Consider the following 20,993-nt stretch of genomic DNA (forward strand, 5'->3'; position numbering starts at 1 on the left):
CACGCAGCCGCGGCAATGCTGGAGACCGGTATCGAAGCCGTGTCGCTAAAATGTGGCGCGATGACCAACTCGGGTGGCACCGGACAGCTCGTCGAGATGACCAACGGCGCTCTGGGGCTCGACCGTCCCAGACTCGTCCGTCCCAGACTCGTCCGTCCCAGACTCGTCCGTCCCAGACTCGTCCGTCCCAGACTCGTCCATCCCAGACTCGTCCATCCCAGACTTGACCGTCCCAGTGGTGGGACCCAACTTTATCGGCGTTCACCTCGTGATCGGCTCGAAGCGTGAACGGTGCCCAGGCGTTGCTGCGCGCGCTGGTCGCCGGCGGCGTCGACGTGTGTTTCGCAAATCCGGGCACCTCGGAGATGCACTTCGTGGCAGCGCTGGACACCGTCCCGCAGATGACGGGGGTGCTGACGCTCTTCGAGGGTGTGGCAACCGGCGCCGCCGACGGCTACGCGCGCATCGCCGGCAGGCCCGCGGCGGTGCTGCTGCATCTGGGGCCCGGCCTGGGCAATGGTCTGGCCAACCTGCACAACGCCCGTCGCGCCCGGGTGCCGATGGTGGTGGTCGTCGGCGACCACGCCACCTATCACAAGAAATACGACGCCCCCCTGGAATCAGATATCGACGCCCTGGCCGGCAGCGTGTCGGGCTGGACCCGGCGTAGTGACGGCGACGTCGCGGCAGACGCCACCGAAGCGATCGCTGAAAGCCTTGCGGGACAGCAGGTGTCGACGCTGATCGTACCTGCCGATGTGTCCTGGGACGCCGGTGCGCGGACCGGCACCGCGGCGCCGCGGCCGTCGGCGCCGGTCACGGTCGACGCGGATGCCGTCGCCGCCGCCGCCGCGGTGTTGCGGTCCGGGGAGCCCGCGGTTGTGCTGGTCGGCGGAGACGCCACCGGCGCGGCGGGGCTCACCGCGGCCGGGCGGATCGCCGCGGCCACCGGCGCCCGGCTGTACTGCGAAACCTTCCCGACCCGGCTGACGCGCGGCGCCGGAATCCCGGCCGTCGACCGGCTCGCCTACCTCGCCGAAGCGGTCGTCGCCCAACTCGACGGCGCCCGGCACCTGGTGTTGGCGGGGGCGGCGTCGCCGGTGTCGTTCTTCGCCTACCCGGGAAAGCCCAGCGATCTGGTGCCGGAGGGTTGCCGGGTCCACAGGATGGCCGGCCCCCACGGCGCAGCGGACGCGCTGGCCGCGCTGGCCGACGCGGTGGCGGCGGGAACCGTCGCCCCCCTCGCTGCGCCGTCGCGCCCGGCGCTGCCGGCGGGCCCGCTCACCGCGGCGTCAGCGGCCGACGTGATCGGAGCGCTCATGCCGGACCGGGCGATCGTCGTCGACGAGTCGAACACGTCGGGTCTGCCGCTGGCGGCGGCCACTTTGGGTGCGCCCGAACATGATTGGCTGACGCTGACCGGCGGGGCCATCGGCTACGGCATCCCTGCCGCAATCGGCGCCGCCGTCGCCGCGCCGGACCGTCCGGTGCTATGCCTGGAATCCGACGGGTCGGCGATGTACACGATCTCCGGTCTTTGGACTCAAGCGCGGGAAAACCTCGACATCACCACCGTGATCTACAGCAACGGCGCCTACGACATCCTGCGTCTGGAACTGCAGCGCGTCGGCGTCGAGTCCGGGCCCGGGCCGAAGGCGCTGTCGTTACTTGACTTGACCGGTCCGGCACTGGATTTCGTCAAGATCGCCGAAGGGATGGGCGTCCCGGCACGGCGGGTCGGCACTGCCGAGGAGTTCGCCGACGCCCTGCGCGCCGCCTTCGCCGAGACCGGGCCGCACCTGATCGAAGCGGTCGTGCCGTCAATGTTGGGCTGAGTGCGGCGCCGGGTTCCCCTCCGGCCGTGAACCTTTCGTTGGTAGCTGATCGGCAAGCCAGTGCGCCATGCGGTTGAGCGCGGCCACCCCGGACGCGAATGTGCCGTCATCTGCCTCGGCCGCCAGAGCGACACCCACGCCGCCGAAACGTGCCGGCATCAGACCGAACTGTCGCACCAGGTAGTGGCCGGCAACCTCCCCCGGACCCCAGCCGCCTTTGGCCGGCGCACCGCAGGCGGCCAATCCCCATCGCTGCTCGTCGGCGAGGTCATCCATCAGGTCGATGACGGTGTCGGCACCGGGCAGGCAGGGCAGATGGGCGGCGAACCGCGCCTGCTCGACTATGCTCCAGCGGGTCTGCCCGAAGGCGGTGAAACCCGTTCTGAGCCGCCGAGACTCGACCTGGGTCGCCATGGCGCCGCCCTCGTGGAGGACCGCCTGCACGTGCTGCGCTGCTTGTGCCGGCAGTCCGAGTTGCGACCACAACAGCTCGGCGGCAGCGTTGTCGGATCTGGTGATCGCGCGGACGACCAAGTCCCGAGCGCGCGATCGATCGGCACGCAACGCCGCGATGGCCAACGGCACCTTGATCGTCGACCAGGCGACCCCGGACGACCACGAACCGAACGAGGACACCGCGGCCGAGCCGGCGGGCGCGATCGCCATGCCGATGGTCGCCGCAATGGAGTCCGCCAGCGGCCGGAAGCCGGCGTCCAGCCCGGCTCGCACCTCCTCGGCGAGCCCGTCACCCCGAGTCACGGCCGATCCCCGGTGCGACCGGGTGGCCGGCGAATCTCCCACACCGGATCCGGGCAGTCGAGCCCCTGCGCGGACAACTCTCGTTTGAGCACCTTGAACGTCTCGGTGCGTGGCAGCGCGGTGCTGACACGGACGTACGACGGCCACTGCTTGGGCCCCAGGTCGGGCTGCTCGGCCAGGAACGTGCGGAACCCCTCGGCGTCGAACTCGGCGCCGGGCGCCAGCACCAGGGCCGCCATCACCCGGTCGCCGACCGACGGGTCGGGCACCGCGTAGACGGCGGCCTCGATCACGTCGGGGTGCCGGAAGAGGACCCGCTCGATCGGCGCGGTGCCCAGGTTTTCCCCGTCGACTCGCAACCAATCACCCAGCCGCCCGGCGAAATACACATAGCCCTGCTCGTCTCGGTAAGCCAGGTCGCCGCTGTGGTACCCGCCGCCGGCCATCCGCTGCGCCTCGGCCTCCGGGTCGTTGTAGTAACCCTCGAAACGCCCCGGGCCGGCGACGTTGACCAGTTCGCCGATCGCGCCCGGTGGGCAGGGCCGACCCGTGTCGACGTCGACGATGTCGACGCCGTCGGGCAGCGGGCCCAGCGAATTAGCCGGAGTGTCCGGGGTACGACTGATGGCGATCCCGCCCTCGGTGGAGCCGAATCCGTCGGCGACGACACAGCCAAACCTGTCAGCGAAGCGCTCGACGTCACCGGGTGCGCCTTCGTTGCCGTACACCGCCCGCAGCGGGTTGTCGGCGTCGTCGTCACGCTCCGGCGTGGCCAGCACGTACGACAGCGGCTTGCCCACGTAGTTGGCGTAGGTGATGCCGTAGCGGCGGACGTCGGGAAGAAAGCCGGATGCGGAGAACTTGCGCCGCAACACCATCGAGCCTCGGCACGCCAGTGCCACCGACCACCCGACCAGGACCGCGTTGGAGTGGAACAGCGGCATCGACACGTAGCAGACGTCGTCGCGGCCGAGCTCGAAGCGCTCGGTCATCGTGACACCGGCGACGGCCACCTTGCCGTGGCTGCATTTGACCGCCTTGGGCTCCCCGCTGGTACCCGAGGTGAAGATCAGCATGAACAGGTCGGTGGGCGCCGCCGGCCGGAAGCGCACCTCGGCGCCGCGGTGTGCGGCCACCTCGGCGGACCATTCGGCGGAGTCGACGTCGACGTGCTCGATGTCGCCCAGCGCGTCCGCCGACGTCGAGTCGGCCAGCACCAGCTGGCAATCGGCGTGAGCGATGTCGTGGGCCAGTGCCGCACCCCGGCGCACCGGGTTGAGGCCCACCGGCACGATGCCGGACATCGCGGCGGCCACCAGCACCGCCGAGAAGAACGGCGTGTTCTCCAGCAGCACCCCGACATGCGGGGGCCGGGCCGGGTCCAGACGCTCGCGCAGGGCGGCCGCCACCGCCGCCCCGTGGCGGAGGTGATCACGCCAGCTGGTGAACGAATCCTCGAAGTAGACACCGCGGTCGCCGACATCGGTGAGCGGCGCCAGCAGGTCGGTGACGGGCGGCAGCACCTCAGGGGTCAACGATCCGCCTCCTGCCCGGGCCGCTGGCATCGCCGCCGGAGGCTACGCAGGGGTTTCCGCAAGTTCACGACCGATGCGAAGAAGCGCCGCGGTGGCACCGCCCAGGGCGAACTCGGTCTGCTTGGCAGCCAGGAAATACCGGTGCACCGGATGGTCGATGTCGATGCCCACGCCGCCGTGTACGTGAACGATGGTGTGCGCCACCCGATGCCCGGCCTCGGCCGCCCAGAACGCCACGGTCGCGAGCTCGGTGTCGGCGGCCAACTCGGCGCTGAGCCGCCACGCCGCCTGGCTCAGCGTCAACCGCAGGCCGGTGATGTCGATGTAGCCGTCCGCCAGCCGCTGCGCGACCGCCTGGAAGCTGCCGATCGGGCGGTCGAATTGTTCGCGGGTGCGCGCGTACTCGGCCGTCATCCGCAGACCACAGTCGAGCACGCCGAGTTGGAAAGCGCAGCGGCCCAGCGTAGCTCGCGCACTGAGCCAGGCGACGGCGTCGCCGCCGCCGACCAACCGGGCGCCGTCGACCGCAACGCCGGCCAACTCGAGATGGCCCACGCTGCCCAGACCGGTTGTCTCCAGCGGCGTGACCGACACCCCGGGGTCGTCGGCAGCGACGAGGAAAAGCGCTGTGCCGGAATCGGTTTCGGCGGGAACCAGAAAGGCGTCAGCCACCGGCCCGTAACCGACCTGGGTCCGAGCCCCGGTCAGCCGGTAGCCGTCGCCGGCATGGGCGGCCTGCACCGGGCCCTCGCCCATGTCGCCGTCAAGGGCGACGGTGAGGACCTTGGCACCGCTGACAGCGGCCGCGCCCCAGCTCTGCCGGAGCTCGGCGGACCCGAACCGGTCCAGCGCTCCGGCGGCCAGCACCACCGATTCCAGATACGGCACCGCGGCCAGCCGGCGCCCCAGCGCCACCAGCACCGCGGTCTGCTCCAGCACCCCGTAGCCCCCGCCGCCCAACGACTCCGGCGCCGCCGCGCTCAGCACGTCGGCGTCGGTGAGCTTGCGCCAGAGCTTGCGGTCGAAACGTCCCCCGCAAGCGGGAGATGCCCCCGGGTCGAGCCCGTCCAGCTCGCGCTGATGCTCGGGTGTGCACACCGCGCCGACGATCGTGGTGACCAGGCCGTCCAGGTCCTGTGCCGCTTCGGTTGTCGAGAAATCCATGTCGCGGTCCTTTATCTGTTGGCCCGGGGCAGACCCAGTGCCGTCATGGCGATGATGTCGCGCTGGACTTCGTTGGTGCCGCCGCCGAACGTCAGGATCAGGCAGGCGCGGTGCATCCGTTCGATCCGCCCGCGCAGCAGCGCGCCGGGCGAATCCGGGCGCACGGTGGCCCCGGTGCCCAGCACCTCCATCAGCAGCCGGTAGGCCTCGGTGGCCAGCTCGGTGCCGAAGACTTTGGCCGCCGACGCATCCGCCGGCGACGGCGCGGTTTCTTCGGCGGCGGCGAGCTCCCAGTTGATCAGCTTGAGCACTTCGGCCTTGGCGTGCACCCGGGCCAGATTGAGCTGCACCCACTGCGAGTCGATCAGCCGGGCCCCACCGGCGTCCTTGGTGTTCTGCGCCCAGTCGCGAACCTGGTTGAGCGCGGTGATGATCGGCTGGGCGGAGACCAGCGCGACGCGCTCGTGGTTGAGCTGGTTGGTGACGAGCTTCCAGCCGCCGTTCTCCTCACCGACCCGGTTGGCCACCGGGACCCGGACGTCGGAGTAGTAGGTGGCGCTGGTGCCGGGACCGGCCATGGTGTGCACGGGTGTCCAGGAGAACCCCGCGGCGCTGGTCGGCACGATCAGCATCGAGATGCCGCGGTGCTTCTTGGCGTCGGGGTTGGTGCGCACCGCCAGCCACACGTAGTCGGCGTACTGAATCAGGGAAGTCCACATCTTCTGGCCGTTGACGACGTAGTCGTCGCCGTCGCGCACCGCGGTGGTGCGCAGGTTCGCCAGGTCGGTGCCGGCACCCGGTTCGGAGTAGCCGATGGAGAAGTGCAGCTCGCCGGCGGCGATCTTGGGCAGGTAGAACTTCTTCTGCTGCTCGGTGCCGAACGCCATGATCGTCGGCGCGACGCTGTTGATGGTCAAGAACGGTACCGGCGCGCCGGCGATCGCGGCCTCGTCGGTGAAGATCAGCTGATCCATCGTCGAACGGGCCGCCCCGCCGTACTCCTTCGGCCAGCCCAGCGCGAGCCACCCGTCGCGGCCCATCTGGGCGACCGTCTCCCGGTAGACGTTGCCGCTGCCCACCTCGCCCGACATCGAGTTCAGCGCGTCCCGGCGCTCGGGCGTCATCAGCCCGGCGAAGTACGATCGCAGTTCGCGACGCAGCTCCTCCTGCTCGGGGGTGTAACTGATGTGCATCTCCGCCGTCCTCCGGTCGTCTCCACGGCTACCTGTGGGCCACCCTGGTTGTAACACGTTCTAGTCTGAGGGTCCAGCGACCAGATGGCCGGGCCGGTGGTCGTATGGTGGTGGTGGCTGTGTCGGGGCCGTGTTCAAGGAGGATGCCGTGCGGGTGATAGTCGACCGTGACCGGTGCGAAGGCAACGCGATCTGTGTGGGAATCGACCCTGAACTGTTCGAGCTCGACGAGGACGACTACTGCGTCGTCAAGGTCGCCCCGATTCCGGCCGGCAAAGAGGCCCACGCCGAGCAGGCGATCGCCGAATGCCCGCGCGCCGCGCTCAAGCGCGGCGACTAGGCACAGGCTAGAGGTATTCATACATTGACGAGCAGCACGAACCCGACCGACCTGTCCGGGAAAGTCGCGGTGGTGACGGGCGCGGCCGCCGGGCTGGGCCGCGCCGAGGCGATCGGCCTGGCCCGCGCGGGCGCGACCGTCGTCGTCAACGACATGGCGGGCGCGCTGGATGCCTCCGATGTCGTCGACGCGGTCAGCGCCGCCGGCGCCAAGGCCGTCGCGGTCGCCGGTGACGTCAGCCAGCGCGCCACCGCCGACGAGCTGGTGAGCTGCGCCGACGGGCTGGGCGGGCTGGACATCGTGGTGAACAACGCGGGGATCACTCGCGACCGGATGCTGTTCAACATGTCCGACGAGGAATGGGACACCGTCATCGCCGTGCATCTGCGGGGTCATTTCCTGCTGACCCGCAACGCCGCCACCTACTGGCGGTCCAAAGCCAAAGATCTCGGCGGTTCGGTGTACGGCCGGATCGTCAACACCTCCTCGGAGGCGGGCCTGGCCGGTCCGGTCGGACAGGCCAACTACGGCGCCGCCAAGGCGGGCATCACCGCGCTGACACTGACAGCGGCGCGGGCGCTGGGCCGTTACGGCGTGTGCGCCAACGTGATCTGCCCGCGCGCCCGCACCGCGATGACCGCCGACATCTTCGGGGCCGCGCCCGACACCGGTCAGATCGACCCGCTGTCCCCCGAGCACGTCGTCACCCTGGTGCAGTTTCTGGCCTCGCCGGCGGCGGCGGCGGTCAACGGCCAGCTTTTCATCGTGTACGGCCCCCGGGTGACGCTGGTGGCGGCGCCCACCGCGGAGCATCAGTTCAGCGCCGGGGCGCCGGCGTGGGAGCTCGACGACCTCAGCGCCTCGCTGCAGGACTACTTCGCCGGCCGCGATCCAGGCCGCGGCTTTTCCGCGACCGAACTGATGGGCTCCTGACCGCGGGCGAGTCGGCCGCCGCCTTCCGTCAGAATGCCTGCGGGTCGCGCTGAATTTCGGCCGGTACCGGATGCCGGTACAGCCGTGACGCGTTCTCCCAGGTGATCTTGCGGACCGCGTCCGGCGGCAGGTCGCCGATCTGCTCGTGGATCGTCTGCTGGGTGTGCGGCCACGTCGAGTCGCAGTGCGGATAGTCGGCCTCCAGCATGATGTTGCCGACGCCGATCCGGTCCCGCTGCACGAACGACGACTTGTCCTCCACCGCGCAGAACCAGAAGTTCCGCGTGAAAACCTCTGCGGGACTGAGACTCTCACCCAACGCCTGCCACGTGCCGTACATCTCGTGGTAGCTGAGCATATGGTCGAGGCGATCCAGCAGCCCGGCGACCCAGCCGATTCCGCCTTCCGACAGGCAGATCTTGAGCTCAGGAAACCTGCTGGGCAGCCCGGAGTACAGCCAGTCGACCGCCGCCGAAATGGCATAGGCGAAGAACAACACGCCCGCCACATCCGGCGGCGCATCCTCGGTGGTCGACGGCGACGACCCGGACGATCCGATGTGCAGATTCACGACGGTGCCGGTCTCGGCGCACGCGGCGATCATCGGGTCCCAGTGACCGGAGTGAATACTCGGCAACCCCAGCATGGCCGGGTTCTCGCTGAAGGTGACGGCGTGGAATCCGCGTTCGGCGTTCTGGTAGATCATGGCCGCACCGACCTCGGGGTCGAGCAACCACGGCAACTGGCAGGGGATGATGCGGTCCGGATACGACCCCGCCCACACCTCCAGGTGCCAGTCGTTCCAGGCGCGCACCGACGCCAGCGCCAGGTCGCGATCGTCGGTGGACTGCGCCAGCCGCTGGCCGGCGAACCCCGGCAGGAACGAGGGGAAGTTCAGCGAGGCGTAGATGCCGTTGAGGTCCATGTCGTGCACGCGCTCGTGGATATCCCATGCGCCCCTGCGCATTTCGTCGAATCGGACCGGTTCGAAGCCGTACTCGGACACCGGCCGGCCGACCACCGCGTTGAACCCGACATTCGGCAGCTCCCGGCCGTCGTAGACCCAGGTCTGACCACCCGAGTCGGTGTCGACGACCCTGGGCGCGCGGTCGGCGAACCTGCGCGGGAGACGTCCGGTGAAAGTGTCCGGGGGTTCGACGATGTGGTCGTCGACCGAGATGACGGTGTAGAGGCGCTCGGCGCGGGGCGGATCCGGCAGAAACGTCACCGACCGCTGCGCGCCGGTCTTGGCGGTCGTGAAGCTCAGGTCGGTGGCCAGCTCGTCGATCGATTTCATGCCCGGGATTCTCCTTCCGGCGCCGGGTGGTCAGTCGAGCACGTCGGGGTGAGCTTTGATGGTCATCCTGGCGGCGCCCGCCCAGTACACGTCCGCGGCCCGTTCGATCAGCGACGCCCGGATACCCGCCATGTCCGACCAGGCCATGGTCTTCGGATTCTTGCCGGTGAGCAAGACGTCGTGGGCCAGCCGGCATACCCGTTCGATCGACGCCGCGCGGTAGACGGCCTGCGCCAGGGTGCGGCCGGTCGCGATGACGCCGTGGTTGGCCAGGATCGCCAGGTTGGCGCCGCCGATGCGCGCCGCGAGGTCCGCCGCCCGGTCGGCGGTGTCGACCTCCCCGTCGTAGGCGTCGACCAGGCACAGGTCGTCCAGGAACAGCGAACCGGTCTGGTGCACCAGCTCGGGCAGCCTGCCCAGGGCGGCGAGCACGCACACGTAGTACGGGTGGTTGTGGACGACCACCCGGGCGTCCGCACGCACCCGGTGCAGCTCGGTGTGGATGTGGATCGCCGGCGTGACGTCCCACCGGCCGCGGATCACCCGTGCCTGGCTGTCGACTTCGCAGATGTCGGACGCGGTGAGTTCGGCCCACCACAAACCCCACGGGTTGACCAGCATGTCGGTGTGCCCGTCGCGCTGCCAGGTGATGTGCCCGGCCATGTTCTCGGCGAACCCGATGTTGGCGAGGTGGCGGAACGCCACGGCAAGCGCCTGCTCATCGGACAGCTCGACGCCGATCGGGGGCACCACCGACGGCGCCCAGACCTCCAGACCGCCGCGCCGGGTGTCAGGTCTGTTCATCATCGACCTCCAGATCGGCCTCCATCATGGCTCGCGCCTCGTCCCGAAGCGAGGCTTTGGCGACCTTTCCTCCCGACGACCGGGGTAGTTCGTCGACCACGACGAGTCGTTCGGGCAGCAGCTCCTTGGAGACGCCCAGCGCCAGCAGGTGGCTGACGAGCTCGGGCAGGTCGATGGCACGCGATTCGGCGGGTTCGGCGAAAACGCAGACCCGCTCGCCGAACACCGGGTCGGGCATCGCGACCGCGGCGGCGACGGCGATCGCGGGGTGGGTCATCACGGCGTCTTCGACCTGGGCGGCGCTGATGTTCTTGCCGCCGCGCAGGATGAAATCCGATGTCCGGCCCGTGACGGTCAGGTACCCGTCCGCGTCGATCTCGCAGATGTCGCCCATCCGCATCCACCCGTCGCCGGTGAACAGCGTGTCGTGGTCGGTGCCGCCGAGGTAGCCGAGGCTGGTCGCCGGACCGCGGCAGGCCGGCTGGCCCCGCCCGGTCGCGGTGACGTCGCGATCCCCGTCGAAGAGCCGCACCGCCATCTCCGGGACGATCCTGCCGCTGGTGCGCAGCCGGCGGTGGCGCGATTCGTCGACCGTGGTCCCGCTGAGCAGCCCCGTCTCGTTGGAGCCGTAGAACTGCAGGATCGTCGCGCCGGTGAGTTCCTCGAACTCGGCCGCCGGCCGGTACGGCAACGCCTCGCCGCCGGTGAACACCACCCGCAGCGAGCTCAGGTCGACATCGCGGCACCGGCGATCGGCCATCATCATCGTCAATTGGGTGCTGACGCAACACAACACGGTGACCCGTTGCTCGGCTATCGCCTCGCACGCCGCCGTGGTGGTGAAACGCGGCAGCAGCACCGTGGTGGCACCCAGAAAGATCGGCGTGGTGTGGCTGGTCCAGATGCCGAAGCCGAACGGGGTGGGGATGACCGGCAGGAAAACGTCGCCGGTCCTCAGCGCCCCGTTGGCGACGGCCTTGAGATGGAAGTAGTGCCAACGGTTCTGGGTGTGGACGACGCACTTGGGCCGCCCCGTGGTACCCGAGGTGGAATTGATCAGAAAGACGTCGTCCGGCCCGAGTTGACGGTCGGTCTCCACCGGCGCGGGCTCGGCGCGGGTGTCCAGCCGCAGTATGCCGGGCGCCGGACACCCCAGGACCAGCGGCGACACCCCGGCTGCGGCCGCTACCCCCGCCGCGGCGGCTCGCCGCTGCTCGTCGCTGACCAGGATGGTCGCCTGTGACTCGCGCAGTATCTGGGCGACTTCACGGGTGCCGGCCCGCGCCCCGATGCCGACGACGACCGCGCCGCAACGTTCTGCTGCGACGAACAACACATGGACGGCGGCTGAGTCGCCGTGCCACACCGCGACCCGATCCCGGCGGCTCACCCCGACACCGGCCAGCTGTTGCGCCAAAGAGTTTGCTGCAGAATCGAATTCATTCCAAGTGAACGACACGTGCCGGTGGTCGATGTAGGCGGCCCGGTCCGGTGACCGCCGCGCGTTACGACGCACCGCGTCGGACACCGTCGAGTCGGACCACCAGCCGGCCGCGCGGTAGCGGGCCGCGTCCTGCGGTGTGAACACCACGACGGCCACCGTCTTAGCCGGACGCGGCCGGCCGGGCATCGGCGAGCGCGTCGAGGAACGACCGGGCCCAGCGGTCCACGTCGTGCGCCAGTACCTGGCGCCGCAGTGCCCGCATCCGGCGCCGGCCCTCGTCGGCCGGTTGGTTGAGCGCCGCCTCGACCGAGTCCTTGACACCCTCCAGATCGTGCGGATTGACCAGGTATGCCTGTCGCAGTTCGGCTGCGGCACCGGTGAATTCGCTGAGCACCAGCGCGCCGCCGAGGTCGGGGCGACAGGCGACGTACTCCTTGGCCACCAGGTTCATGCCGTCCCGCAGCGGGGTGACCAGCATGACGTCGGCGGCCACGTAAAACGCGACGAGTTCGTCGCGGGGCACCGGGCGGTGTAGATAGTGCACCACCGGATGGCCGACCTCGCCGTATTCGCCGTTGATGCGGCCGACCTGTCGCTCGATGTCGTCGCGCAGGGTCTGATAGCTCTCGACGCGTTCGCGGCTCGGCGTCGCCAGCTGAACCAGCACGGTGTCGTCGCGTTTCACCCGGCCCTCGGCCAGCAGCTCGGAAAACGCCTTGATGCGAACATCGATGCCCTTGGTGTAGTCCAGCCGGTCCACCCCGAGCAGGATCTTGCGCGGGTTGCCGACCTCGGCGCGGATCTCGCGGGCCCGGCGCCGGACCGCGCGGTTGCGTGCCGCGTGGTCGAGCTCGGCCGAATCGATGGAGATCGGGAAGGCGCCCACCCGGACGGTGCGCGAGTCCAGCTGCACCTCACCGAAGCGCGAGCGCACCCCGATCGATCCACGGGAGGTTCGGGCGTCGATCAGCCGCCGCGACAAGATCAGGAAGTTCTGGGCGCCGCCGGCCAGGTGGAACCCGACCAGGTCCGCGCCGAGCAGACCTTTCACGATCTCGGTCCGCCACGGCAGCTGCATGAACAACTCGACCGGCGGGAACGGGATGTGCAGGAAGAACCCGATCGTCAGGTCGGGCCGCAGCTCGCGCAGCATCGCCGGCACCAGCTGAAGCTGGTAGTCCTGCACCCAGACGGTGGCACCGCGGCCGGCCGAGCGGGCGGCGGCTTCGGCGAAGCGGCGGTTGACCTCGACGTAACGCTCCCACCATTCCCGGTGGTACGCCGGTTTGACGATGACGTCGTGGTACAACGGCCACAGCGTGGCGTTGGAGAATCCCTCGTAGTATTCCGCGACGTCGGTGGGGCTGAGCCGCACCGGATACAGCCGCAGGTCGTCCTGGAGGATCGGGTGCTCGGAGATGTCGGCGTCGACGATCCCCGGCCAGCCGATCCATGCCCCGCGCCGGCGGCGCAGCAGCGGCTCCAAGGCCGTGACCAGCCCGCCCGGGCTGCGATTCCAGGTGGTGCTGCCGTCGGGCAACCGCTCCATGTCGATGGGCAGCCGGTTGGCGACCACCACGAAGTCGGAATCCCCCGAGCCCTTGCCACCCCGGGGAGCCATTTACGTCTCGATCTTCGCCGGCCCAATACCGAGCATCGACAAGAAAACACGGCATTCATCGGCGTCGGTCGCATACGCCGCGACGACCCGCCTGGCCTGGCGTGCGGTGGTGTCGGTCAACGGTTCCACATCGCCGATTTCGCTGGGATCGGGTTTAGCAGGCATTACCCAACTCTATGCGACGCGCACATTCGGTCGCAGCCGGCGTCGTGACCTGCCCGCGGGCCGGCGATGCGATGGCCGTAATGTGCAACTCGGCGAATGCGGCGAGAACAAAGCTGACACCCAAGCGAGGTGGGAATGGCAACCCCCGACCCTGCCGCCGGTGCGGCGGCCGACCTGGTGACCTACGAGGCCCTCGACGAGGGCCGCATCGCCCGGATCTGGCTCAACCGGCCCGAAGCCCACAACGCGCAGAACCGCACCCTGCTGGTTCAGCTCGACGAGGCGTTCGCACGCGCCGAGGCCGACGACGACGTTCGCGTGGTCATTCTGGCGGCGCGCGGCAAGAATTTCTCCGCCGGTCACGACCTGGGTTCGGAGGCGGCGCTGGCTGAACGCAAACCCGGCCCGGCGCAGCATCCGACCTTCCGCTCACACGGCGGCACCCGCAAGCCGGTCGCCGAGAAGACCTATCTGCAGGAATGGCACTTCTACTTCCAGAACACCTGCCGTTGGCGCGACCTACGCAAAATCACCGTCGCCCAGGTCCAGGGCAACGCCATTTCCGCGGGTCTGATGCTGATCTGGGCGTGTGATCTGATCGTGGCCGCCGACAACGCGAAGTTCAGCGACGTGGTCGGCGTCCGCCTGGGCATGCCCGGTGTCGAATACTATGCCCACCCTTGGGAATTCGGCCCTCGTAAAGCCAAAGAGCTTCTGCTGACCGGTGATTCACTCGATGCCGACGAGGCGTACCGGCTGGGCATGGTGTGCAAAGTCTTCCCGATCGACGAGCTGGCGGACAAGACGCTGGAGTTCGCGCGGCGTATCGCGCAGCTGCCCACGATGGCCGCGCTGCTGATCAAGGACTCGGTGAATGCGGCAGCCGACGCGATGGGGTTCACCGAGGCGTTGCGGCACGCTTTCCACGTCCACGAGCTCGGGCATGCGCACTGGGCGGCGCACAACGAAAATCGCTTCCCGGTCGGGCTGCCGCCCGACGTCGAGGACTGGCGTGCCGCCAAGCCGTCGAAGCCGGCTCGTCGCGACACGCCGTAACAGCACCCGGCACGCGTGGTTCGATGGCCGGTGGGCATGGGCGAGTGAGGAGTCCGCGGTGCAGCTTTCCTTCGACGGCCGGACCTACCTGGTCACCGGCGGTGGCAGCGGAATCGGCAAGGCGGTGGCCGCCGGGCTGGTCGCCGCCGGGGCCAACGCGGTGATCGTCGGCCGGGACGCCGGCCGCCTGGCCCGGGCCGCCGCGGAGATCGAGGGGCGTCAGGACGCGAGCGGTGCCGTCCGCTGCGAGCCCGCCGACGTCACCGTCGAAGACGACGTTGCCCGTGTCGTCGCCGCCGCCACGCAGTGGCACGGCCGGCTGCACGGGACGGTGCACTGTGCGGGCGGATCGGAGACCATCGGCCCGCTCACCCAGGTCGACTCAAAAGCCTGGCGGCGCACCGTCGACCTGAACGTCAACGGCACCATGTATGTGCTCAAACACGTTGCCCGCGAACTGGTTCGCGGTGGCGGGGGATCGTTCGTCGGCATCTCGTCGATCGCGGCCAGCAACACCCACCGGTGGTTCGGCGCCTACGGGGTGACCAAATCCGCCGTCGACCACCTGATCATGCTGGCCGCCGACGAGCTCGGCCCGTCGTGGGTCCGCGTCAACGGCATCCGGCCCGGGCTGATCCGCACCGACCTGGTCGCCCCGATCATCGAGTCGCCGCAACTGAGCCAGGACTACCGGGTGTGCACCCCGCTGCCGCGGACGGGCGAGGTGGAGGACGTCGCAAACCTGGCGATGTTCCTGCTCAGCGATGCCGCCGGCTGGATCACCGGTCAGGTCATCAACGTCGACGGCGGGCACATGCTGCGCCGCGGGCCGGATTTCACGGCGATGCTGGAACCGGTGTTCGGCGCCGACGGGTTACGCGGAGTGGTGTGAGGTGACGGGAGAGCGACGATGAAGCGACTGGCAGGCAACCGGATCCTGGTGACCGGCGCGGGCTCGGGGATAGGTCAGGCCACCGCGCTGCGCCTGCTCGACGAAGGCGCCGTCGTGGTCGGTGCCGACATCGCCGCCGAGGGGCTCGCCGCGACCGCCGCCCGGGCGGGCGAGGCCGGGACCGGTGACCGGATGAACACCCTGGAGATGGACGTCGGCGACGAGGGATCGGTGGTAGCCGCGGTGCGATCGGCCGTCGACACGCTGGGCGGCCTGGATGCGGTGGTCAACGCCGCCGGCATGCTGCGCGCCGAACACACCCACCAGATGGGCCTGGAGTTGTGGAACCGGATCATCGGCGTCAACCTGACCGGCACGTTCCTGGTGGTCCGCGAGGCGTTGCCGGCCCTGTTGCAGAACCCGCGCAGCGCGATCGTGAACTTCAGCTCCACCTCGGCGTCGTTCGCGCACCCCTATATGGCGGCCTACGCGGCGAGCAAGGGCGGCGTCCAGGCGTTCACGCACGCGCTGGCGCTGGAATACGCTCGTGACGGGCTGCGTGCGGTGTGCGTGGCACCCGGGAGCATCAAGTCCGGAATCACCGAGGCCACAGGCGGATACATTCCGCGCGACGCGGACTGGAAGCTCTTCGGCAGGCTGATGCCGATCATGCCCACCGCGGAGAAATCCAGCGGCGCGCCGATGGCCGATCCGTCGGCCGTGGCCGGGGTTGTCGCCATGCTGGTCTCCGACGACGGCGCGTTCATCACCGGCACCGAAATCCGCATCGACGGCGGCACCCACGCCTGACGCAACGGCTGACCGCTCAGTTGACGCAGGGCACCCCGCCGCCGTCGATGGGCGCGCCCCGATCGGGTGTCGGCTCGGTGCTCGTGGTGGTCGGTGATTGCCGATACGTGCCGGTCAGGGGTGACACCGTGTCGTCCCGGGGCGGCAGCGAGAAGTCGTCGTCGACGGTGACCTCGATGTGCCCGGGTGCGACGGTCGACCGCGGACCGTCGAGGGCGTCGATGCCCAGCAGCGCGGCGACGGTGCGCGCGTCGGCGTCGGTACCGGGCCCGTACACGACGGTGGTGGCGGCGGGCTCGCCGGAGGTCCTGTCGCGGACCTGGCCAGCGGCGTACCCGTCCCGGGTGAGCCTGCGCGACACCTGGCCGGCCAGGCCGCTGACGCTGCCCGCGTTGACCACGTCGACGACAGCGGACGGGTTGGGCGCGGTGGTGGTCGTGGTGGGTGGCGCGGTGCCGAACGCAGCCGCCACCTCGGCCCGAATCGCGGCCGGGTCGACGATGTTGACGTCCTGGCCGTCGATGTTTTCGTAGCGCAGCACCGGCAGCGTCCGGAATTCCACGTTGCCGCCGGCCAGGTCGCCCATCCGGCGGAACAGGTTCTCGTCCCACCCCGCCGACAGCACGACGTCTTTGCGGACCACCGCCGTCAGGGTGTTGAGCCGACCGAGGTCGGTGAATGCGCCGGAGTCCTGCAGCTGTCGCATGACCGCCGACAGGAAGGCCTGCTGCCGGTGGGTGCGGTCCAGGTCGCCGTTGTCCAGACCGTGGCGCTGCCGCACGAAGGCCAGCGCTCGCCCGGCGTCCAGTGTCTGCCGGCCGGCCGGGAAGTCCGCACCGGAGTATTCGTCGTATACCGCGTGGGTGAGGCACACCTCGACACCGCCCAGGCTTTCGGTCAGGTCGTAGAAGCCGGCAAGGTTGACCTCGGCGAAGTAGTCGATCGGGACTCCGGTCAGGTTGCGCACCGCCCGCAGCGTAGCCGCCCGGCCGGCTTCGCGGCCTTTGGTCTCGAGTTGCCTTTGATCGCTCACCCCCTGGTCGACGAGCTTTTGCTCGACATAGGCCTTGGTGAGCCCGAACGCCTCTTTGATCTTGATGTGGTGGTACCCGGGCACGCCGCTGAATGCCACGTAGTCGTCGCGAGGAATCGAGAACGCGGTCACCTTCTCGTCGGCGCCGACATGCACCAGGATCAACGTGTTCGTGTTGTAGCCGCCGGCATCGGAGTCACCGGCGTGCAGGTGCTTGAGGATCGCCCACGGAAGCTCGTCGCCGTCCTGGTCCTTACGTGAGTCCAGGCCGATCAGCAAGATGTTCATCTCGTCGCCGCCGGACCGCGGATCGGTGGCATCCAACGCCGCCGACACGGTGATGCCGCCCAGCAGGCCGTGGGCCGTCCACCAGCCCGCGCCCGTCAGCATCACCGCCAGCGCCGAGACCAGCATCAGCCCGCCGCGGGCCAGCCGCCGGCGCATCCGCGCTGTTCGCGGCGCTGGGCGACGGCGATGCCGACCGCCGGAACGCTGCTGATTTGCCACCACAACCTCGACTGTGTCAAGCGCGCCGCGGCCGCCCTCCCGGCAGTAATCTGCGGCGCTGACGTCAGATTCTTGACGTCCAGTATGGGGCAGGCTGCTGTGCACTACCTGAGCCCGCGGTGCGCAGCTGGACGTTTGCGCTGGTCGGTGACTGATTGACGACTCCCACACACCTGCCGAGAACTGGAGCCCCCTGTCAGGATTGAACTGACGACCGCTCGCTTACAAGGCAGCTCAAGGTGACCTGTACCGACGCCGGTGTTGTAGAGGCCTCCGTTGCGCGTCTGCGCCGCATCGATCCAGTCGGCGAATATCGCCTTCGGAGAGCAAGGGCGCGACGGCGCCCGTGTGCATCGCCGTCAGCACCACAACAACACCGATCTGATCTTGGCGACGTACGTCTAGAATACGTACATGCCCGAGACTCTGACTGGTCGCCTCAACTTCCGCCTACCTGCCGAACAGGAGCAGGCCCTTCGCCACGCCGCCGCTCTCACCGGTCAGAGCCTGTCGGGGTTCGTGTTGTCCGCGGCGGTCGACCACGCCCACGATCTCTTGGCCCGGGCGAACCGGATCGAGCTGTCCGAGGCCGCCTTCCGCCGCTTCGTCGCCGCGCTCGACCAGCCCGCCGAGGCGGCTCCCGAACTGGTGCGCCTCGCCAAACGGAAAAGTCGCATTCCCGCCCCGTGAGCGCCCCCGCGCTCAGCCCCGTCGAGCTGCTGGACCCGGGGCGGCACGACACGGCAGGCTTCTCCAGCGGCGTTGACGTTCTCGACGACTGGGTGCACCGCGTTGCGCCCGTCGCCGCAGCGGCCGGCACTGCCGCCACATGGGTGCTCTGCCAGGGCCGGCATGTGGTCGGGTACTACGCGCTCGCCATGGGGAGCATCGAGCGGACGCGGGCGCCATCACGGCTGGGCCGGGGCCAACCTGATCCGGTCCCCGTGCTCCTGCTCGCCCGCCTGGCGCTCGACCAGCACGAGCAGGGCACCGGTCTCGGTGGCGATCTCCTCCTCGACGCTCTCATCCGGTCCGTGGCCGGCGCCCGGCAGTACGGCGCCCCAGCGTTGGTCGTCGACGCCATCGATGACCGCGCCGTCGAGTTCTACCGTCACCCCGGCTTCTTGACACTCGAGGGCCGACGCCTATACCGGCGGATCAGCGACATCGAGCGGGCGCTGAGAGCATGACGAGCCATGCGGGCCTTACCCGCACCACAAATCCCAGGACCGCCATGATGCGGCGTTACCCGACGAGTCCGCCGACGGCGCTGCCTGCCCATCGCGCGCACCCGCGCAGGCGGTGCTTCCCGGCATGGCCAACCGCCCCACACCAGCGCGTGGGTGGTCATCACCGAGAACCCATCGGTGATCGCGCTGTTTCGCCACAAGCCCTGCTCACGATGCCCTGAGCAAAGGTCATGAGCTGGGCTTTTGTGCATTGGAAGCACCCCGGTTACGCCGGTATGTGCATTTGGCCTGTGCACGCGAGAGGGTTGCCAGCTGTTGCGCTGCGAGTGGTCGGTTTCGCGTGCACACGGCGGTGGCGGAGAAGGGCACCCGGCGGCCCACTATCTTCTGCCGTCATCGGAACTGCTTGACCGTTTCGTTCGGGTGTCCGGTGGCAACCCGTAACAGCAAGATGACTCCGGCGGTGCGTCCGTCCGGACTGCCGCTCACGACGAACCAGATGCGCCCTCCGCTGGTGACCTCGTACTGCCACTGGTCGAGAGTGACCCCTGCGACCTGCACCGAAGCCAGATCACCGCGCAGCGGGTGACACCGATCGGATCGCTCCCGGGGCGTCTTGGTGAGGAAGTCCCATGCGTCCACAGCAGCGTTGCGCGCGGTCGCGGTCAGGTCCTGCCATCCCTGCTCGGCTTCCCTGGTGGCGCAGCGTATCTGGTACTCCGAGCGCTTGAGCGGGCGGGCAAGGGACTGACCGCGCTTGGACGCCACGGTTACTCCGGTCGGGGGACCACCGGCAGGTCGGGAAGCCAGGTCAAGTCAGCATCGCTGCGGGGCATCCCGGCGGCGTAGGCGGCAGCGGTTCCTCGCCAGGAGGAAAAGCTTTCGAGCAGGCGGCGATACTCTCCCAGGTCGGCAGCCGCCCACATCAGCTCGTCGATCTCGTCGGCGCACTGCCGCCGCTCCGATTCACTAAGCAGGCTCATCCAGGGATACAAGGTGCGCAGCGCGGCGGCGACATCCCCGCCGTGGCGCACCGTCGCCAGCAGTAGGCGTGCGGTCAGGGCGAGTCCGGCGTCCCGCTGCTCCAGGTACCCGACTTGGGCAAGAATCAGGTCATCAGCACCTCGGCGGGTGATACGGACAGCGCCGCGCTCAGCGCATTTGACCACCTCGCGGGGGTGCCGCAAGAGTTTGGTGAAGGTCTCCGTGCTGGTCATGGCGCCACTTTAGCAGACATCAGATAAACATCTGATATGAGGTGGGGGAGGGCGGGTCTTTGAGCTGCCCCTGTGCTAAACCCTCGGCCCTCAAAATCACCTGGTGTCACGGGACAGTCGTGACCGGCCACGACATCGCAGTGCAGACCGGACGGTGGGGCGTGGGTGTCAGCATGGCTGCCGCCGGTGTGGCCGCAGCGGTGATCAGCGCGACCAGCGCTCATAATGCCTGGCGAACTACGGTTTTTGCGGAGCCTCCTGTCAGGATTGAACTGACGACCGCTCGCTTACAAGGCGAGTGCTCTACCACTGAGCTAAGGAGGCACTGAGCTAAGGAGGCGCTAAGGACGCCGGTGTTGCCGACGTCAGCGTAGCCCGCGGTCACTCTGGCGTGACGCTCGGCGAGGGTGGCGACGGATCACTCGTCGTCGGCGACCCGCTCGGAGAGCACCCTACGGCTGGCGGCGCCGCGCGGCGGGCGCCGGCCGGGCAGCGGAATACGCTCGGCGATGCTGCTCAGCGGGTTGACGACCGTGGTCAGCGAAACCACGGCTTGCTGCAGCGTCTCGACCGCCGGCTCCAACGCCTCCATCCCCGGCGCCAGCCTGCTCAGCGTGTCGGCGAGGCCGGCGAGCTGCTCCAGCGGCCCGTGCCGGGCCGTCAGCGTGTCGACCAGGCCGCCCGCGGCGAACAGCCGGTCGGCCAGCCCGTCGTCGGCAAGCAACCGCTCGAACACTCCGTCGTCGGCGAACAGCTGATCCGCCAACCCGCCGGGTTTGAGGGCACGCTCCAGCGCGCCGCCCTCGTCGGTCAGCCGGTCGAGCAGGCCGTCGGGCATGGTCAGCGTGTCCGCGATGCCACCGGGCCGCAGCAGCCGATCCAGCGGCCCGCCCGGTGCCAGAGCGCGCCCGATCGGGGCATCGTCATCCAACAGGCTGGTCAGCCGGTTGGCCCGGACGACGGCGTCGTCGAGGCCCAGCATCGTCGCCACGGCAGTGGACCTGGACGGGCGCTCATCGCCTACTACCTGGTGCGCCACGCCGAGAGCTGAAGTTGCCACGCTCATGCCCGCGTCGGCGGCGGCCAACCCGGCCCGCAGGGGCGCGGTGGCGATCGCTGCGAGGCTTTTGCGGAGGTCCACGGTGTGAGTCTAGGCACGTCCGCCGCCCGGCCGGCACCGGCGGCTCAGACGCGGGCA

The 20,993-nt window shown here is 69.3% G+C and carries 21 protein-coding genes and 1 tRNA gene; 8 read left to right on the forward strand and 14 right to left on the reverse strand.

Going from position 1 to position 20,993, the window contains the following annotated elements; genetic code table 11:
• Positions 1-284: 284 nt before the first annotated feature.
• Entirely contained in the window at positions 285-1,835 is a 1,551-nt protein-coding gene (locus ABDW21_RS10645; protein ID WP_343599061.1) for an acetolactate synthase large subunit, read from the forward strand.
• Here ABDW21_RS10645 and ABDW21_RS10650 read toward each other — a convergent pair.
• From ABDW21_RS10650 to ABDW21_RS10665, 4 genes are all read right to left on the reverse strand, one after another.
• On the reverse strand, positions 1,821-2,501 hold the full coding sequence (locus ABDW21_RS10650) for a hypothetical protein (protein ID WP_343599111.1): 681 nt from the start codon (positions 2,499-2,501) through the stop codon (positions 1,821-1,823). The genes ABDW21_RS10645 and ABDW21_RS10650 overlap by 15 nt on opposite strands.
• Before the next feature lie 89 nt (positions 2,502-2,590).
• Positions 2,591-4,129 carry a long-chain-fatty-acid--CoA ligase FadD17 gene (gene fadD17 / locus ABDW21_RS10655; protein ID WP_343599059.1) on the reverse strand — a complete coding sequence of 513 codons (1,539 nt, stop codon included), beginning with the start codon at positions 4,127-4,129 and terminating at the stop codon, positions 2,591-2,593.
• A 42-nt stretch (positions 4,130-4,171) separates the two neighbouring features.
• Positions 4,172-5,293, reverse strand: coding sequence for an acyl-CoA dehydrogenase family protein (locus ABDW21_RS10660; protein WP_343710439.1), 1,122 nt, complete (start codon positions 5,291-5,293; stop codon positions 4,172-4,174).
• A gap of 11 nt (positions 5,294-5,304) precedes the next feature.
• Positions 5,305-6,486, reverse strand: a complete 1,182-nt coding sequence (locus tag ABDW21_RS10665; RefSeq protein ID WP_343599057.1) for an acyl-CoA dehydrogenase family protein — start codon at positions 6,484-6,486, stop codon at positions 5,305-5,307.
• 148 nt (positions 6,487-6,634) lie between these two features.
• Between ABDW21_RS10665 and ABDW21_RS10670 the strand changes: the two genes are divergently transcribed.
• Both ABDW21_RS10670 and ABDW21_RS10675 read left to right on the forward strand, forming a co-directional pair.
• Positions 6,635-6,826, forward strand: coding sequence for a ferredoxin (locus tag ABDW21_RS10670; protein WP_343710440.1), 192 nt, complete (start codon positions 6,635-6,637; stop codon positions 6,824-6,826).
• A 24-nt stretch (positions 6,827-6,850) separates the two neighbouring features.
• Positions 6,851-7,759: a 3-oxoacyl-ACP reductase gene (locus ABDW21_RS10675; RefSeq protein ID WP_343599055.1), complete on the forward strand. Its 909-nt coding sequence runs from the start codon at positions 6,851-6,853 to the stop codon at positions 7,757-7,759.
• A gap of 28 nt (positions 7,760-7,787) precedes the next feature.
• Here ABDW21_RS10675 and ABDW21_RS10680 read toward each other — a convergent pair whose 3' ends face one another.
• Genes ABDW21_RS10680 through ABDW21_RS10700 form a run of 5 tightly spaced genes read right to left on the reverse strand, consistent with a single transcriptional unit; the run spans position 7,788 to position 13,090 of the window.
• Positions 7,788-9,056: an amidohydrolase family protein gene (locus ABDW21_RS10680; protein WP_343599054.1), complete on the reverse strand. Its 1,269-nt coding sequence runs from the start codon at positions 9,054-9,056 to the stop codon at positions 7,788-7,790.
• A gap of 30 nt (positions 9,057-9,086) precedes the next feature.
• Complete coding sequence (locus tag ABDW21_RS10685) at positions 9,087-9,860, reverse strand: class II aldolase/adducin family protein (RefSeq protein ID WP_343599052.1); 774 nt, start codon at positions 9,858-9,860, stop codon at positions 9,087-9,089.
• Positions 9,847-11,451, reverse strand: a complete 1,605-nt coding sequence (locus ABDW21_RS10690) for a class I adenylate-forming enzyme family protein (protein WP_343599051.1) — start codon at positions 11,449-11,451, stop codon at positions 9,847-9,849. The genes ABDW21_RS10685 and ABDW21_RS10690 overlap by 14 nt, the downstream gene beginning before the upstream one ends.
• A 13-nt stretch (positions 11,452-11,464) precedes the next feature.
• Positions 11,465-12,925 carry a trehalose-6-phosphate synthase gene (locus tag ABDW21_RS10695; protein ID WP_343599050.1) on the reverse strand — a complete coding sequence of 487 codons (1,461 nt, stop codon included), beginning with the start codon at positions 12,923-12,925 and terminating at the stop codon, positions 11,465-11,467.
• Positions 12,926-13,090 (reverse strand): hypothetical protein, encoded by a 165-nt coding sequence (locus ABDW21_RS10700; protein WP_343599049.1) that lies wholly within the window; start codon positions 13,088-13,090, stop codon positions 12,926-12,928. It abuts the gene before it with no gap.
• A gap of 135 nt (positions 13,091-13,225) precedes the next feature.
• Between ABDW21_RS10700 and ABDW21_RS10705 the strand changes: the two genes are divergently transcribed.
• Genes ABDW21_RS10705 through ABDW21_RS10715 form a run of 3 tightly spaced genes read left to right on the forward strand, consistent with a single transcriptional unit; the run spans position 13,226 to position 15,848 of the window.
• Positions 13,226-14,146: an enoyl-CoA hydratase gene (locus ABDW21_RS10705; protein WP_343599048.1), complete on the forward strand. Its 921-nt coding sequence runs from the start codon at positions 13,226-13,228 to the stop codon at positions 14,144-14,146.
• 58 nt (positions 14,147-14,204) lie between these two features.
• Positions 14,205-15,038 carry an SDR family oxidoreductase gene (locus ABDW21_RS10710; protein ID WP_343710441.1) on the forward strand — a complete coding sequence of 278 codons (834 nt, stop codon included), beginning with the start codon at positions 14,205-14,207 and terminating at the stop codon, positions 15,036-15,038.
• A gap of 18 nt (positions 15,039-15,056) precedes the next feature.
• Entirely contained in the window at positions 15,057-15,848 is a 792-nt protein-coding gene (locus tag ABDW21_RS10715) for an SDR family oxidoreductase (protein ID WP_343710442.1), read from the forward strand.
• 16 nt (positions 15,849-15,864) lie between these two features.
• Here ABDW21_RS10715 and ABDW21_RS10720 read toward each other — a convergent pair whose 3' ends face one another.
• A complete protein-coding gene (locus ABDW21_RS10720; RefSeq protein ID WP_343710443.1) occupies positions 15,865-17,325 on the reverse strand; it encodes an LCP family protein in 1,461 nt (486 codons plus the stop codon).
• Positions 17,326-17,802: 477 nt separating this feature from the next.
• Between ABDW21_RS10720 and ABDW21_RS10725 the strand changes: the two genes are divergently transcribed.
• Together ABDW21_RS10725 and ABDW21_RS10730 are read left to right on the forward strand one after the other, a co-directional pair.
• Entirely contained in the window at positions 17,803-18,078 is a 276-nt protein-coding gene (locus ABDW21_RS10725) for a DUF1778 domain-containing protein (RefSeq protein ID WP_343599043.1), read from the forward strand.
• Complete coding sequence (locus tag ABDW21_RS10730) at positions 18,075-18,578, forward strand: histone acetyltransferase (RefSeq protein ID WP_343710444.1); 504 nt, start codon at positions 18,075-18,077, stop codon at positions 18,576-18,578. The genes ABDW21_RS10725 and ABDW21_RS10730 overlap by 4 nt, the downstream gene beginning before the upstream one ends.
• A gap of 393 nt (positions 18,579-18,971) precedes the next feature.
• Here the strand turns inward: ABDW21_RS10730 and ABDW21_RS10735 are convergent, their stop codons facing one another.
• From ABDW21_RS10735 to ABDW21_RS10750, 4 genes are all read right to left on the reverse strand, one after another.
• Entirely contained in the window at positions 18,972-19,346 is a 375-nt protein-coding gene (locus ABDW21_RS10735) for a hypothetical protein (protein WP_343599040.1), read from the reverse strand.
• Between the two features lie 2 nt (positions 19,347-19,348).
• Positions 19,349-19,795, reverse strand: a complete 447-nt coding sequence (locus tag ABDW21_RS10740; protein ID WP_343599039.1) for a hypothetical protein — start codon at positions 19,793-19,795, stop codon at positions 19,349-19,351.
• A gap of 252 nt (positions 19,796-20,047) precedes the next feature.
• Positions 20,048-20,119: transfer RNA gene (locus tag ABDW21_RS10745), tRNA-Thr, on the reverse strand.
• Positions 20,120-20,213: 94 nt separating this feature from the next.
• The gene (locus ABDW21_RS10750) at positions 20,214-20,936 is read right to left on the reverse strand and encodes a hypothetical protein (RefSeq protein ID WP_343599038.1); all 723 of its coding nucleotides are present in this window, start codon (positions 20,934-20,936) and stop codon (positions 20,214-20,216) included.
• Positions 20,937-20,993 lie beyond the last annotated feature (57 nt).

This window comes from Mycobacterium sp., from assembly GCF_039583805.1.
Classification (GTDB): Bacteria; Actinomycetota; Actinomycetes; order Mycobacteriales; family Mycobacteriaceae; genus Mycobacterium.